The sequence below is a fragment of the Dyadobacter sp. CECT 9275 genome, from assembly GCF_907164905.1.
GTDB lineage: Bacteria > Bacteroidota > Bacteroidia > Cytophagales > Spirosomataceae > Dyadobacter > Dyadobacter helix.
In genome coordinates, this window is record NZ_CAJRAF010000002.1 from 2,063,533 (window position 1) to 2,078,671 (window position 15,139).

Here is a 15,139-nt window from a genome sequence, read left to right on the forward strand (position 1 = left end):
GGTGGGGCCTTTACTTTTTCGGGAAAGCCCTCCCACAACCTTCCGGCAACAGAAAAGGGTCGACTTTCCGGATCAACCCTTTTCTGCAAATATCTGCCTGGTAATCAGATCGCCTCCAGAATTCTTTCTATAGCAACCTTGTACCCGATTTTTTCTTTCAGTTCACTGATCGCCACCCGCTCCTGTTCCATCGAGTCCCGGTGGCGGATCGTTACGGTGTCGTCTTCCATGGTCTGGTAATCAATAACAACGCAGAAGGGGGTACCGATAAGGTCCTGCCGTGTGTAGCGTTTACCAATGGCTGCTCCATCATCGTAAGTGGTACGGAAAGAAGATTTAAGCGAATTTGCCACAGCCTGCGCTTTTTCTGCCAGTCCATCCTTCTTTACGAGCGGCAACACTGCAACTTTAAAAGGAGCGAGTGCGGGATGTAATTTCAGGTAAGTACGCTGTTTGGCATTTTCACCTTCACCCACCGTTTCGTTGGTATATGCGTTACAGAAGGCCGCCAGGAAAAGGCGGTCGGCGCCTACGGAAGTTTCAACAACATAAGGGATATAATTTCCATACGGCTTCCCATTTTCGTCAAGATCGGCATCAAAGTACTGCTGCTTTTTCTTAGATAATTCCTGGTGGTTTCTGAGGTCAAAATCGGTACGAGAATGGATCCCTTCTATTTCCCTGAATCCGAAAGGGAACTGAAATTCAATATCAACGGCAGCATTGGCATAATGCGCCAGCTTTTCGTGATCATGAAATTTCAGCTTTTCAGCTGGCAGACCAATCGCTTTATGAAACTTCATCCTGGCCTCCTTCCATGAATCATACCAGGCCATTTCGGTACCAGGGCGTATAAAAAACTGCATTTCCATTTGTTCAAACTCCCGCATACGGAAGGTAAACTGGCGGGCCACAATCTCATTCCGGAAAGCCTTTCCTATTTGCGCAATACCAAAAGGAATTTTCATCCTGCCGCTTTTCTGCACATTCAGGAAATTCACAAATATTCCTTGTGCCGTCTCCGGACGCAGGTAGATCAGGCTGGAGTCATCCGCAACCGAACCCACCTGAGTACTGAACATCAGGTTAAACTGCCGAACTTCTGTCCAGTTCGCAGTCCCGGAAACAGGGCATTTTATATTTTCACTGATAATCAGTTCCCTTACACCCGCCAAATCCTCAGCACTCAGCAACCTTCCCATTTCAGCAAGCAGCGCCTGGGCCTTTTCGGACTGGCCTTCGGCTTCATATTGTTCCGCTTTGCCTTCCAGCAGCTGATCCGCGCGATAACGTTTTTTAGAATCCTTGTTATCGATCATCGGGTCATTAAAACCATCCACATGGCCGGAAGCCTTCCACGTAAGCGGGTGCATAAAAATAGCCGCGTCAATACCCACGATGTTGTCGTGAAGCTGCGTCATGGCTTTCCACCATGCTGTTTTCAGGTTATTTTTAAGTTCAACGCCATTCTGTCCGTAGTCATAAACAGCTTGCAGACCGTCATATATCTCAGAAGAGGGAAATACAAAACCGTATTCTTTAGCATGCCCTACAATGTCTTGAAGGGAAGTAGCAGGTGCCTGGCTCATTCTATTTGTTTAAAATCAATTAAAAACTATTGTTCATCATTCCAAAATCAGGAATCGGGCAAAATTAGGGATTTTGCTGTCAATGCGTATTCATGTGGATGAAATTTGTGCACCGGTAAAATTCTGTAACTCATAATTATCTGTTCAAAATCTGGAAACTTAATCTCTGCCGCTACGTCCTAGCATCACACCTTACCATTTTCCTGATGTTTAGACGTATCCTTGACCAGCTGCAGGATTTTTTGGGAATATCCCGCAAACAAGCCAGAGGAGCTGCACTGATGATGATCATCACCCTGCTGATTGTGTGGTTTCCTTTCATTTTTCGCCGGCTCATCCTACCACATTTTCCCGTCGCAACAGCGCCGGTACCTACCCGCATGCTGGACAGTGTCGCCACATTGATGGATCAAGAACAGCCGGATTTTGAAGAAAAAAACAATAAAAACAATTACAAAGGGAATTACAGCAAAACGCCTGTACGTCCACAGCGTCTTTTTAAATTCGATCCTAACCGGGCCAGTATTGCAGAGTTAGAGGAACTCGGGATTGCTCCTTTCCTCGCAAAACGGATTGAAAAGTACCGAAGTAAAGGAGGCCGGTTTCGCAAAAAAGAAGATTTGCTGCATATATACGACTTCCCGTCGGACCTGTATCAGCAGCTGGAAGGTTATATTATTTTACCTGAATCTTTTAAAAAATTCAGCCGGAAGGATTCCTCTCAGGAGCGGCTTCCAAAATCATATCCTGCCAACGACCACTACAACAACCTGCCAAAAGCAAATCGTTTCCCAGCCAGGACTGCCTTGGTGCCTTTTGATATCAACAAAGCCGATACGACTGAACTGATCCGGCTTCGCGGAATCGGAAGCAAGCTGGCAATCCGGATCATCAGGTTCAGGGACGGACTGGGGGGCTTTCATTCTCCGGAACAGTACCCCGAAATTTTTGGAATTGATTCCCTGGCACTAACAGAACTCAACCGCTACGCCAAGGTACTGAGCCCTATTACAAGGATCAAAATCAATACTGCAGACTTGGAACGGTTAACGGCACACTCCTATCTCCGCAACAAAAAACTTGCTGGCGTGATCATCAATTACAGAAACCAGCATGGGCCCTACCAATCCATTGACGACCTGAGGAAGACCGGGGTACTGGACGAAAAGACTCTTCATAAGATAGGCCCATACCTTGAGTTTTAAAACCACTTACTGACGGAACGCAATCTGAAACCCTCAGCTTATTAAAAATTAGGCTTCAGCAGATATTTGGAATAAAAATTGTCGATCACTTTCACCGCCTCATCCGGTGTATCTACCAGGCTGATCAGTTTTAAGTCTTCGGGGTTTATATTTTTTTCCGTAAGCATCACATTCTTGATCCAGTCGATCAGCCCGGCCCAGAAGGAAGTACCTACCATAACAATCGGGAAACGACCGATTTTTTTGGTTTGTATCAAAGTCATCGCTTCAAAGAGTTCATCGAGCGTTCCAAAGCCGCCGGGCATCACAATAAAGCCCTGTGAGTATTTAACGAACATTACCTTCCTGACAAAGAAGAAATCAAAGTTGATGCTTTTGTCCTGATCAATATAGATGTTGCTGTGCTGTTCAAAAGGGAGTTTTATATTGAGACCGACGGATTTCCCTCCCTGCTCAAAAGCACCTTTGTTCCCTGCCTCCATAATACCCGGACCTCCGCCAGTGATCACACCGTAACCATGTCTGACGAGCTTTGCCGCTATTTCCTCTGCCGTTTTGTAATAAGGGTTATCTGGCTTGGTACGGGCAGAGCCGAAAATGGTTACGCAAGGGCCTATTTTAGCTAACTTATCAAACCCCTCCACAAATTCGGCCATTACCTTAAATACAACCCAGGAATCTGCACTTTTTATTTCATTCCAGTTTCTATCCTCAAAAGCTTCTTTTATTCGTTTTTCATCTTCCGGAACCGCCGGATTCAGAAGGGATACATCGGTCAGCTGGCTATCAGTATGTTTTATTTCTTCACTCATACTTATTGAAATTCGATTTAGTTGTTGAATTGCTACTAAATTTGCTGGTCTTTATGATAGAAACTATTTAACTATCCTAACCATTCATTTATTTGAAGGTGGGTACAATTAACAAAAAAGTAATGAGAAAAATTGCAATCGGTTCGGACCATGCGGGCTTTCCCTACAAAGAACCCATTAAGGAATGGCTGGCCGCTAACGACTTTGAAGTAGTTGATTTTGGAACCCATAGCGCGGATCCGGCGGATTATGCCGACTTCGCACATCCGGTTGCTTCGGCAGTTGAAAGTGGTGAATTTGAAAAGGGAGTACTCCTTTGCGGCAGCGGACAAGGCGTTTGTATGACTGCCAATAAACATCAGGGTATTCGGGCGGCGCTTGTCTGGGATCCGCAACTTGCCCCACTGGCCCGCCAGCATAACGACGCCAACGTAGTTTGCTTTCCTGTTCGCTTTATTTCCCTGGAAACCGCCCTTGAAAGTTTAAGACTCTTTCTGAGCACCGAATTTGAAGGCGGAAGGCATCAGACAAGGGTAAATAAAATGTCCTGCGCTTAATAAATATCCCGTGGGAAGATTACCATAAGTCTTCCTTCGGGTTCATTCCAGCCCTCCCGGCTAATCAGTTGCGCCGGTATATCCCTTTCCAGGCACTGGGAGTATATTGCCTTTTTAAGGCCGGAACTCTTTCCAGTAGCTTCGGCATAACATCCGACTTGTCGATCACATAATCGGGCGGATCTTTTCTGAAATTATCATAAACGTGGATCACGCTGTCAAAATTATCCAGATTTTCCAGGTCATAACTGGCCAGCTCCCAGTTCAGGTAAGGCGTGGCCGTGTAATTATTCAGGTATTCGCCGGTATGCTGGCCCAGCACCAGAATTCGTTTATTATGGATTTCCGCAGGAAGAGATGCCGGCTTTGCCCTGAGATTCTCGAGCCTGCCAGCAGAAACACCGGGAATCAGGCCCCTTAAACCCTGAAGCTGCATAATAATGATAATTCCGCCCATGAACATAAACAGTACCTCGTCGGCCCAGCTTTTCTTCTTAAAACTCTGGAAATAATGGGTGGCAAAAAAAGAGGCCGGCGGTATGAAAACAACAAACTGCATGGGGGCCAGGTACTGCATCAGTGGAATGGTAAAAACCGCAACGATAAACCATAATGCCATCACCTGCTGGATACGGGTTTGATAGTTCACGAAACGGATGGATGTAAAAATGCGCATAAAGCCCATCACCCCAAAACTTAGCGGCAGGAACAAGGATACCAGCAGAGAAGAAAAATCATTAAGATTGTATTGTTTCACCTGAAAAACGGAAGTCAGCAGGTTGCGGTTAAGGCTTTCAACACCATCGTTCAGATAAAAAAACAGTACCACCATCAACAGTGGAAACAAGGAACCGAAAAGCCCCAGCAAGTGATGCCTGATGGTTGCGCCCGTGTAAAACAACAGAGCAAGCAAAGCCCAGGCCATAAAAAGAGACGCCGGAAGGTAAAACAGAGTAGCAATTCCGATATAAAGGCCCATCTCAAAAACCTGCGCGGATACTTCTCTTCTGATGAGGATTTTTACCATGGAGCCAAAAGCAAACAGCAAAAAAGTATTGGCCAGCAACATGGGCGACAAAGTGCCCAAGTCAAACGAAATATTAAGAAAGAGTGCATAAAGAGCTCCCGGAACATAGGTACGTTCCGGAAAAACATCTCTTGAATGAATCACAAAATTGAAATACAGTATCTGCACGATACACACCAGCCCCGCCACAAGCTGGTAAGCCAGCTGCGACCGGCCAAAAAGGGAATCCACCAGCCAGTAGGTCAGCCCGGAAAAGGGGCTGACATTATCCCAGACATCTTTATAAAGCATAAAACCATGACCCATTTGCTCCCCTACAAGCATCCAGCTTAATTCAGGAATGAGCAATGGTGCGCCTCCCAAAAAAAATGGAAGCCGGAGAAGCAAAAAGAACACAATCAAACTAATGGTTTGATATCGTGCATTAACCCGGAAAAAACTAAGCAAGACGAGTAAGTTTTGTAGCTGATATCAATAACTTTCACGAAATTACAATTCCATGCCCTACAAAAACAAAATAAGTACGGATATTTGTGGTTATTTTAATAGGTGATGCGGAAACAACGGTTAGCCAGAAATATCACCATTCAGACACTGATCAGATGGAATCGAAAAGACAACAAAAGGTAGGGAGGCAGATACAGAAAGATCTTGGGGAGATATTCCAGAAAGATGCGCAGCATCTGACAAGCGGCTCTTTTATTACCATAACTGCTGTGAGAGTTACCCCTGATTTGGGCATAGCGCGTGCCTACCTCAGTTTTTTACCCGATAAAAACAAAAATTTCCTTCTTCAGAACATACAGGAAAATACCCGTTTTATCCGAACCAAACTTGGAGAAAGAGTTCGGCATCAGCTGAGAATTGTACCACATCTGCAGTTCTACCTGGACGATACCGCAGAGTACGCCGCTAAAATGGATCTTTTGTTTTCAGACCTGGTCATTCCACCTGCTTCTGCCGAAGAAGATGAAGACACAAATTCATAAAAGGTTGCAGCTAAAATGAACCTTTCTTACCGAATTGCCGTACGGTACTTTTTTTCCAGGAACAAACGTAGTTTTATCAGCCTGATCGCCAGAATCGCGATGGCGGGTGTTGCGGTGGGAACCATGGCGCTGGTAGTTGTACTGTCGGTATTTAATGGTATGGAAGACCTTAACCGAAGTATTTTCAGAACTTTTGATGCGGATGTTACCATCACACCTCTGGCCGGGAAGCGTTTTAAAGTTTCGGCGCCTTTGTTAAGAAGTATTCAAGGCGTTGAAGGAGTGAAACTGGTTACGCAGGTAATTGAAGATAACGCCCTGGCGCATTATGCAGGGCAGCAGACAATCATCAAACTGAAAGGGGTTGACAGCACCTATGCGGAAAGAAATCAGCTGGATACTGCCATTATTGAGGGATCCATGCAGCTTTATGGTCCCAATGGCACACCGTATGCCATCATTTCAGAAGGAATCCGGAATGCACTTTCGATATCGTTACAGGATATTATCATTCCGCTTGAATTGTGGTATCCGAAAAGTAATACTAGAGCCATCAACCTTAACTCTACCGACGCTTTTAACCAGATCGCGGTGAGGCCTGGTGGTGTATTTTTTATCGAAACCCGTTATGATGATTATGTAATTGTGCCCATCAAGGTTGCAGAAGCACTGCTTGGCTATCATTCCGAAAGATCTTCTCTGGAGATACAGATCAAGCCTGGTTATACCGAGGCCGGAGTCAGCCAGCGGATTTCAAGTGTACTTGGAGCAAAATTCATAGTCAAGGACAGGGATTCTATGAACGCCGATCTGCTGAGGGCTATAGGTGTGGAAAAACTTTTTGTCACGATAACTCTGTCGTTCATTATTTTAGTGGCCGGAATCAACATTTTCTTTTCGCTGAGTATGCTGGCGATTGAGAAAAAGAAAGATATTATGATGCTGTATACCATGGGGGCCACCCCCTTGCTGGTAAAAAAAATATTTCTGACCGAAGGCGCAATTGTAGCTTTCACAGGAGCCGGTTTCGGGATACTGAGCGGTATAGCGATCTGCTGGGCTCAAATACAGTTCGGGTTGGTATCTATGGGAATGGTTTCCTCTCTGGTGGATGCCTATCCGGTGAAATTAATCTGGAATGATATATTTATGGCAGGTGCCATTATCGTTATGATAACCCTTGCCGTTTCTTACGTTCCGGCCCAGCGTGCCGCAAAGCCCGCGGAACCAGGCCGATTATGATATTGAATTACTGGTTTTTGACCAGAAGAATTTTAGACCAAAATCTGAATATATGTCCAAACGGGTAGCGGATATGACCTATACGATCAACTATATTACGATAAGAACTTTCATTTTTATAATTCTGGGTTTTCTTTTTGCAGGTCAGGCCAGCATTGCTGCCGGCAAAACAGCTATGCCTGATACCGTTTATCGGAGAAACCCCGGCATGAGAACTCCGAAAGGCCCCTACCGCCCGGAAAGGCCCAAAAAGAACGACCTGATCTACACCCGCCTTGATGTGAGCTTTGACTGGGTAAGGCAGCAGGTTCCGGCTTCGGCAATCATAAAGTTCAAACCCCATTTTTATCCCCAGAACACCATTGAACTTGACGCCAAAAGCTTTGACATCAAAGGAGTTGTTTTGCTGGATACGCTCTCAAATCTTGGGAATGCCAGCAGCAGAGACATTGCCCGGAAAACAATCAAAAAGCTTGAATATACCTACAACAAACGGAAACTGACCGTAAAGCTGGATCGGAGTTATACCAGAAAAGATACCGTCTGTATCAAAATCGAGTACATCGCAAAACCCAACGAAGTAAAAGGCAATGCGCAAAACGGCCACAGCGAAAAGGGACTTTACTTCATCAATGCCGACGGTATGGACGAGGGAAAACCAAAGCAGATATGGACGCAGGGAGAAACAGAGGGAAGTTCGTGCTGGTTTCCTACCATTGATGCGCCAAACCAGAAATTCACCCAGGATTTCTATATAACGGTGGATAGCACATACAAAACTTTGTCAAACGGATTGCTCATCTCGCAGGAAAAGGACGAAAAGGGATTCCGTACCGACCACTGGAAACAATCACTGCCGCATGCACCTTACCTTGCCATGATGGCCGTAGGTGACTTTGCCGTAGCTAGAGACATGATGCCCAACGGCCTGGAGCTGAGCTACTACGTGGAACCAAAATATGGAGCGGATGCCCATGCAATATTTGGCCGTACGCCAGAAATGATCGGGTTCTTTTCCAATGTTTTCGGGGTTGATTATCCATGGGAAAAATATGCACAAATTGCCGTAAGAGACTTTGTTGCCGGGGCCATGGAAAATACCACCGCTACCGTACACGAGGAAGGCGTACAGAATGATACCCGGTCGCTCGTTGACGGAAACTCTGATGCGGTTATTGCCCACGAACTGGCGCATCATTGGTTCGGCGATTATGTAACTGCAGAAGAATGGGGGCAGCTACCGCTCAATGAGTCATTTGCCAATTATGCGGAGTACCTCTGGAGCGAATACAATAACGGCCGGGACGAAGCCGACTGGGGAAATCTTCAGGAGATGAAACAGTATCTGGCTGAGTCGGAAACGAAAAAGGTACCCATGATCCGGTATTTTTACAAGGATGCCGAAGATATGTTCGATAGCCATTCTTATGCCAAGGGCGGCAGGATACTATACATGCTCAGGGCTTATACCGGTGAAGAAGCTTTTTACGCTGCGCTGAAATCTTACCTGAAAAGCCATGCTTTCGGTACAGCCGAAATAGATGATCTCAGAATGGCCTTTGAAAAAGTGACGGGTGAGGACCTCAACTGGTTTTTTGACCAATGGTTTCACCGTCCGGGGCATCCGGTCCTGGCTGTGAACCAGGAATACTCTTTCGCAACCAACAAGGTTTCACTTAAGATCCGGCAGACACAGGATACGCTGGCCACAACCGTATATCGACTGCCCCTTAAAGTGGATATCTGGATTGCAGGAAAAAAAACCAGGCATGACCTGCTGATCGATAAGGCCAGCCATACATTTGAATTCCCGGCTGCGCAGAAACCAGACCTTATTCTGGTAGATGCCGAAGCCCAGCTTTTGGGTAGCATTGAACACGAAAAGGACAAGAAAGAAATGCTGTTCCAATACCTGCATGCCGATCGTTTCCTGCCAAAATATGAAGCGCTGGCGCAGCTGGAAGGAAAGCTGGCCGACAGCACCGTTCGCAACGTACTGGTGCAGGCCATGAACGACCCCTTTTGGAAATTAAGGCAAATGGCCATTTCCAATTTTGCAGAATATGACGGAGAGGGTTTTGCTGCCATTGAAAAAATCATACAAAGCCGTGCCCGAATTGACGAACACCCTCAGGTACGGGCGGAAGCCATCATCACCCTGGCTTCTTATGGCGACAATAACAGCGATCTTATTTTCCGGGAATCCCTGGCCGATACTTCTTACCAGGTGGTGTCTGTAGCCCTGGACAAATACCTGCTCGGGCAGGCAAACGATGTGAACGAAGTAGCGGCCCGATTTGAAAATTCGCCCAACGATGCAATCGTGACATCCGTGGCCAATTACTACGCCGGCCTGGCACAACCCGACAGATTCGAGTGGTTTCTTGAAAAAATGAAGCGAATGAAGCCTACCGAAAAATATAATTTCTTACAGGTTTTCGGGAAATACCTCATCAAGTCAAAGCAGGATATTCAGCGCAAAAGTATCCCGATCCTGGAAGGAATGGCAAGGAATAACCCCGCATACTTCGTCCGTTTCGGAGCGTTTCAGGCCCTTGGTTTGCTGACAGATATTCCGGGAGTGGCCGCTCTGAGGAAAGATATCCGGTCCAAAGAAACGGAACCCAAGTTAAAAGAAATGTACAGCCAGTTTGGGGAACTCTAAAGGACAGAAGCCACGACCGTCGCTGACTCAGTGCGGGTCAAGGTAATAATCCAGGTTTTCTTTGGTAATAATATCCAGCGGAAGAAATTTAATCGGCTGTATTTCTTTGTGAAAAACCAGGTGATTGGCCAACTGATGAATGCCCCAATATCCCTGCCCATGCGGATTCTGGTTGATCAGGAAATCTATGGTATTGGCTTCCAGATATTGCTGATTCCTTTCAAGCAAATCATAACCTACCAGCTTTACGTTGGTAATCTGCCGTGCATCCAGGTAGGCAGCTACCTCAAAAGCCTTGGAATTGGTAACATACACCGCCCGCAGGTCCGCATTTTTTTTCAGTACCACATCCAGTTCAGCGAAAAGCGTTGTGATGTGCTTAAAATTAAACTCCTGCCGGATGATGTGATAGCCCCTGGCTCCTTTTTCCATTTCGAAGTACCCCTTGAATCCTTCTTCCTTAGAAATAAGATGAGCAGAGTTGGGAATATCTTCATTGATATGTGCAATTAATATGGTGCATGGAAAGGGCAGTCCGTAATTCAGTATTTTAGCAGCCAGAAAACCGCTTCGATAGGAATCCTGCCCAATGTAACAAAGCGGACTCACGTTTTCGATCTGTGTATTAAACAGTACAAATGGTATTTCCCTCTGTTTCCATTCATCAAAAAATGGAAGTGCTTCTTTATAAAAAATAGGAGCAACCAGTATACCATCGGGCCTGTCTGCTGTTACCTCCCCTGCTTTTGAAATAAAGGATCCTACATCATACGGGTCAAAAATAAACTGTGTAACCGAAACACCATACTGCCTCAGTTCCTTCTCAGCCTTTTCCAGACCGTGTTTCGGGGATGCCCAGTAAGGATCCGTAGCCGGGTCCGGAATGAGTGCTGCCAGGCTGTATGACTTTTGAGATTTGAGAGATCTTGCGATGAGGTTGGGCTCATAATTCATCTCTTTAATGATGCCGAGTATCCGTTCCCTTACATCGTCAGCCACTCTGCCCCGGTTATGTAAAACCCTGTCCACAGTACCTTTTGAGGTCCCTGCACGTTCAGCTATATCTTTTATTCTAACAATCTGCTTTTTCACAACGTGGATTTAAATGCTAAGGTCAGAAAAACGAGGCCAACGGCTGTACCCCTAGGAATTGTTTCAAAAGGAGCGCCAATATAACGACAACTGTCCGATATACACTTTTGGTATCGTTTTTTATTCTGACGCCACCGAAGCCTCTTTGCCACTAAAAACAGCGTAAAATCACTGAAACAGAAGCAAGAAAAAGTTGTTTTTATTCAATAACCACCTGCACCTCGTCATCATCCACATAAGAAGCACAGGTTAAAATCCACCCTTCAGCCAGATCCTTGTCTGTCAGTACCTCATTAAATGCCATATGAAGTTTTCCGCTTCTCAGGATTCCGGCACAGGTAGCACAGCGTCCGCCTTTACAACTGTAAGGGAGCCGGATGCCTGCACGCAGCGCTGCGTCCAGTATGGTGGTATGCGCAGGAACAGGCAGTGCAAACGCTTTCCCACGGAAGGTAAGGTTAATATTATGCGGTTCGGAATGAGGCGGAGCCGGAGGCAGTTCACTGATCACGAAATTCTCCTTCCTGATCTGCTCTCGCGAAAAGCCCATGTAGAGCAGCGTTATTTCCACAGAACGCATCAGTTCAAAAGGGCCGCAGATAAATATGCTTGCGTCGGAAGGCTCAAACCTCAGGTTTTGAGAAATAAACTGCACGAGCCGCATGTTATTGATCCTGCCCTGGATACCCGTCCAGTGGTGGTCGGGCTGGCTGTGAATATGTATGATCTTCAGACGGTCGTCGTATCTTTTTTCCCATGCCTGCAATTCTTCACGAAACAGCGTGCTGTTTTCATTTTTGTTGGCAAATATCAGCGTGACATACGTGTGCTGGTCCCGCGTTAGTGTTTCCTTCAGGAGTGCAAACAACGGGGTAATGCCACTCCCCGCCCCAATCAGAATGATATCAGAAGGCCTATTGTTCAGGTGGACTTCCAGTACAAACCTGCCGGCGGCCGGCAGCACCGTAAAAATATATCCAACATCAACCGAATCAATCCAGAACCGCGAAGCCTCCCCATTTGCAACCCGTTTGATGGTGATCATAGGGAAAAGATCAACATTCGGAGCAGAGCTGAACGAGTAGGATCTGCGTACTTCACGGCCGTTCAAATTTAAAAGAAAGGTCAGAAACTGCCCCGCACGGTATTGCAAAGGATGACCATCCGTTCGTTCAAAAACAAAAGTTTTAGTATCGTAACGCTCGCTCCTGATTTCCTTGACCCTTATCGTAATTGTTTCTTCTGTCATTACGCATCATACCGGTTAAGTCAGTAATGGTTTGTCCGCATGTTTGTCGCGCAACTTGTGAAGTATCACGTATTCTGCAAGTAACGTCAGACAGTGCGCTTCGCAAGTCCAGTACATGTGAAACAATCTGCTGTTTGCTATCCGGTATAAAACCGGATGCTCGTAGGCCGTCAGCAATCCGGCGATAAAAAAATAAAATCCTTTAAAATCCCGACTGGTAAACTTTTCCACTTCGATATAGTCCATCTGAACTCCTAACCTTAACAAGGATGAAGACAAAATCACCCGATCCATCGGTACCTCTGTACGGTTTAACAAAAGCCGGGTATCCGCAATCAGCCTTGACCGGATGGAACGCAGTGGTACCGGGTCAAATGCAGCAATAAGCCGGGCCACATGGTAAATAATCAGCTCGGAACGGGGGTACTGATGCGCGCATCGGAAAGGTACCCGCAAATAATGCCCTTCTTCAATGATGAAACGGATATATTCCAGACTGTCCCGGTCATTTTCATTAAGCTCAGTGCCGTGTTGATAGATGCAGTAAAGTATATTGCTTAATACGCATGCGTCGAATTCAATATACATGTGCTTTCCAAACCAGGTGGAATAAGCCCGTAGTTTCCTGACCTGCGGAAATGTATTTTTAATCCATTGCTTTTCCCCGTTGGCATGCAGCGAAAGTTTGTTTTTCAGCCAGGCTACTTCTTCTTTCCCGCGAGGGCTCGTCAGGTAGATAAAGGCCGTATCATCTACGTCGTCAGGTATGCGGAAATGTTCAAAATGACGGAATATATAACCATTGGGGAAATGCCGCGAAGGCTTTGTCTTCCAGAAATTATAGGTATCCAGGCCATCCTTATTCCTGAAATCGGGATAATTGCCCGCAACTTCCGAACAGATAGCATCAATAACAGCCTGCTGGTCGGAACTTACATATTTCCTTACACAACTGAGCGTAAAAGAGATAATAGCGGAGAAAAAAATCGTGGTATCAGGTCTGCGGTACCATATAATCGGGTTGGACCGGTGGGCCGGAAAAATACCCGCCGGGAAATATTTGTCTCCCGCCGACTGAAGAGACCTGATTTTCCCCAGCAATATGCCCATCGTATCGTTCATGGAGCACAAACTAATGGATTTAATATAAAAAAAGAAACCCCACCCGGTAAAGGCAGGGTTTCAAAACAAATTCCGGTATACTATACTCCTTCGGCTACCACTTCTTTTACATCGGGTACCATCCGGGTAAGTAAGTTCTCAATGCCCGCTTTCAAAGTCAATGTAGAAGAAGGACAACCGCTGCATGAGCCCTGAAGCAGTACTTTTACAACCCCCGAATCTTCATTGAAAGAATGGAAGTTAATGGCGCCTCCATCGGATTCAACCGCCGGGCGAACATACTGGTCCAGCGCCGCTTTAATTTTCTGAACAGTATCAGAATCCCGTGCGTCCACAATCAACGTATTGCTATCGATCGTTTTTTGTTCAAATACCGGATGATTCTCCTCAAAATAGATTTTAATAAACTGCTTCGTATCCCGTAAAACTTCCTCCCAGGCTATCTCCTCATCTTTGGTGATCGTTATAAAATTACTGGCAATAAAAACTCTCCTGACGTGCGGAAACTGAAAAAGATCCGCAGCCAGCGGGGATACCTTCCCTTCTTCCAGAGCTGCTTCCAGAGAAGGATAATCAAAAGACAAACCCTCCGGTACCAATTCAAAGTTAAGTACAAACTTCATTGAATTGGGGTTGGGACTTAATTCGGTATATACAAAAATGGGACGTGATAACATGTGACTGATTTTTCGGCAATGATGGATAGACTTATCTCTCTGCTTCAACAACAATATCATCATTTTGGTTTGACTCAAACTGATATTAATCCGAAAAATGACCTATTCCCATCTAACCACGGCAAAGCTACCTGGTGAAGGGAAAGTCCCTGGATGAAAAAATATTTAAAGCCGTCCCAACCTTTAACTTGCTGGTTGTAGTTAACGATATATGTAGAGTCCCGCTACCGATCCCTGAAGACGAATTCAAGGATCAGTGAGAAGGAAGTACTTAAAAAGGTGGTGATGATTTCGTCACAGGGCCTTACCCCTTAGACAAAAATTAAACAAGTTGTAAAAGCCATTCAGAGATACTTAATGGCTTTTAACTGATGAATGGATCAACAGCGGGAAATATTAGACGGATGCAGGCGCAATGACCGGAAAAGTCAGGAGGAATTGTACTATGCCTTTTATCCGGCAATGTTTTCATTATGCAAAAAGTTTTTTGCCGACGAACACGAGATTCTTACGGCGCTCAACAATGGAATGATGAGAGTATTTAAAAACATCGACCAGTATGATCCGCGCAGAGGGGAGTTATTTAACTGGATGTACACGGTGATCCGTAACGCGTGCCTGACGATGATCCGGGATAAAAAACCTGAAACTACACAGGAATTAAAGGAAAATATGTCGGATATCTCGCAGTACGACCCTTTCCGCAGTTCCGAATGGGACGATATATTTCATTACCTTGACCAACTTCCTCCTGCTACCAGGGCTGTTTGCAGTTTGTTTTATCTCGAAGGCTTTTCAATAAAGGAAATCACGAAGGAAACAGGCATGAAGGATGGTACTGTTAAATGGCATCTGAATGAAAGCAGAAACAGATTAAAAACCATTTTCGTAAAAAGTAAAGAATTGTAACCCT

The 15,139-nt window shown here is 45.6% G+C and carries 13 protein-coding genes; 6 read left to right on the top strand and 7 right to left on the bottom strand.

The window, feature by feature from the left end; genetic code table 11:
• Positions 1-104: 104 nt before the first annotated feature.
• A complete protein-coding gene (locus tag KOE27_RS16360; RefSeq protein ID WP_215239921.1) occupies positions 105-1,589 on the bottom strand; it encodes a glycine--tRNA ligase in 1,485 nt (494 codons plus the stop codon).
• Positions 1,590-1,795: 206 nt separating this feature from the next.
• Here KOE27_RS16360 and KOE27_RS16365 point away from each other — a divergent pair, with 206 nt between their 5' ends.
• On the top strand, positions 1,796-2,794 hold the full coding sequence (locus tag KOE27_RS16365; protein ID WP_215239922.1) for a helix-hairpin-helix domain-containing protein: 999 nt from the start codon (positions 1,796-1,798) through the stop codon (positions 2,792-2,794).
• Positions 2,795-2,835: 41 nt separating this feature from the next.
• Here the strand turns inward: KOE27_RS16365 and KOE27_RS16370 are convergent, their stop codons facing one another.
• Complete coding sequence (locus KOE27_RS16370) at positions 2,836-3,606, bottom strand: LOG family protein (RefSeq protein ID WP_215239923.1); 771 nt, start codon at positions 3,604-3,606, stop codon at positions 2,836-2,838.
• 122 nt (positions 3,607-3,728) lie between these two features.
• Between KOE27_RS16370 and rpiB the strand changes: the two genes are divergently transcribed.
• Positions 3,729-4,163 (top strand): ribose 5-phosphate isomerase B, encoded by a 435-nt coding sequence (gene rpiB, locus KOE27_RS16375; protein ID WP_215239924.1) that lies wholly within the window; start codon positions 3,729-3,731, stop codon positions 4,161-4,163.
• A 64-nt stretch (positions 4,164-4,227) separates the two neighbouring features.
• Here rpiB and KOE27_RS16380 read toward each other — a convergent pair whose 3' ends face one another.
• Complete coding sequence (locus tag KOE27_RS16380; RefSeq protein WP_406566856.1) at positions 4,228-5,586, bottom strand: hypothetical protein; 1,359 nt, start codon at positions 5,584-5,586, stop codon at positions 4,228-4,230.
• A 206-nt stretch (positions 5,587-5,792) separates the two neighbouring features.
• On the opposite strand from KOE27_RS16380, the gene rbfA reads away from it, so the two are divergent.
• From rbfA to KOE27_RS16395, 3 genes are read left to right on the top strand one after another with little or no spacing between them, the layout of a single operon-like run.
• Positions 5,793-6,179: a 30S ribosome-binding factor RbfA gene (rbfA, locus tag KOE27_RS16385; RefSeq protein WP_215239926.1), complete on the top strand. Its 387-nt coding sequence runs from the start codon at positions 5,793-5,795 to the stop codon at positions 6,177-6,179.
• Positions 6,180-6,194: 15 nt separating this feature from the next.
• A complete protein-coding gene (locus tag KOE27_RS16390; RefSeq protein WP_215239927.1) occupies positions 6,195-7,421 on the top strand; it encodes an FtsX-like permease family protein in 1,227 nt (408 codons plus the stop codon).
• A gap of 52 nt (positions 7,422-7,473) precedes the next feature.
• Complete coding sequence (locus KOE27_RS16395) at positions 7,474-10,086, top strand: M1 family metallopeptidase (RefSeq protein ID WP_229252796.1); 2,613 nt, start codon at positions 7,474-7,476, stop codon at positions 10,084-10,086.
• A gap of 27 nt (positions 10,087-10,113) precedes the next feature.
• On the opposite strand, the gene KOE27_RS16400 is transcribed toward KOE27_RS16395, so the two are convergent.
• The 4 genes from KOE27_RS16400 to KOE27_RS16415 all read right to left on the bottom strand — a co-directional run bounded on the left by KOE27_RS16400 (position 10,114) and on the right by KOE27_RS16415 (position 14,226).
• Positions 10,114-11,178 carry a LacI family DNA-binding transcriptional regulator gene (locus KOE27_RS16400; RefSeq protein ID WP_215239928.1) on the bottom strand — a complete coding sequence of 355 codons (1,065 nt, stop codon included), beginning with the start codon at positions 11,176-11,178 and terminating at the stop codon, positions 10,114-10,116.
• A gap of 199 nt (positions 11,179-11,377) precedes the next feature.
• Positions 11,378-12,427 (bottom strand): ferredoxin--NADP reductase, encoded by a 1,050-nt coding sequence (locus tag KOE27_RS16405; RefSeq protein ID WP_215239929.1) that lies wholly within the window; start codon positions 12,425-12,427, stop codon positions 11,378-11,380.
• 15 nt (positions 12,428-12,442) lie between these two features.
• Complete coding sequence (locus KOE27_RS16410) at positions 12,443-13,549, bottom strand: hypothetical protein (RefSeq protein WP_229252797.1); 1,107 nt, start codon at positions 13,547-13,549, stop codon at positions 12,443-12,445.
• An 80-nt stretch (positions 13,550-13,629) separates the two neighbouring features.
• The gene (locus tag KOE27_RS16415) at positions 13,630-14,226 is read right to left on the bottom strand and encodes a NifU family protein (protein ID WP_215239930.1); all 597 of its coding nucleotides are present in this window, start codon (positions 14,224-14,226) and stop codon (positions 13,630-13,632) included.
• A gap of 375 nt (positions 14,227-14,601) precedes the next feature.
• Between KOE27_RS16415 and KOE27_RS16420 the strand changes: the two genes are divergently transcribed.
• A complete protein-coding gene (locus KOE27_RS16420) occupies positions 14,602-15,135 on the top strand; it encodes an RNA polymerase sigma factor (RefSeq protein ID WP_215239931.1) in 534 nt (177 codons plus the stop codon).
• Positions 15,136-15,139: the final 4 nt, after the last annotated feature.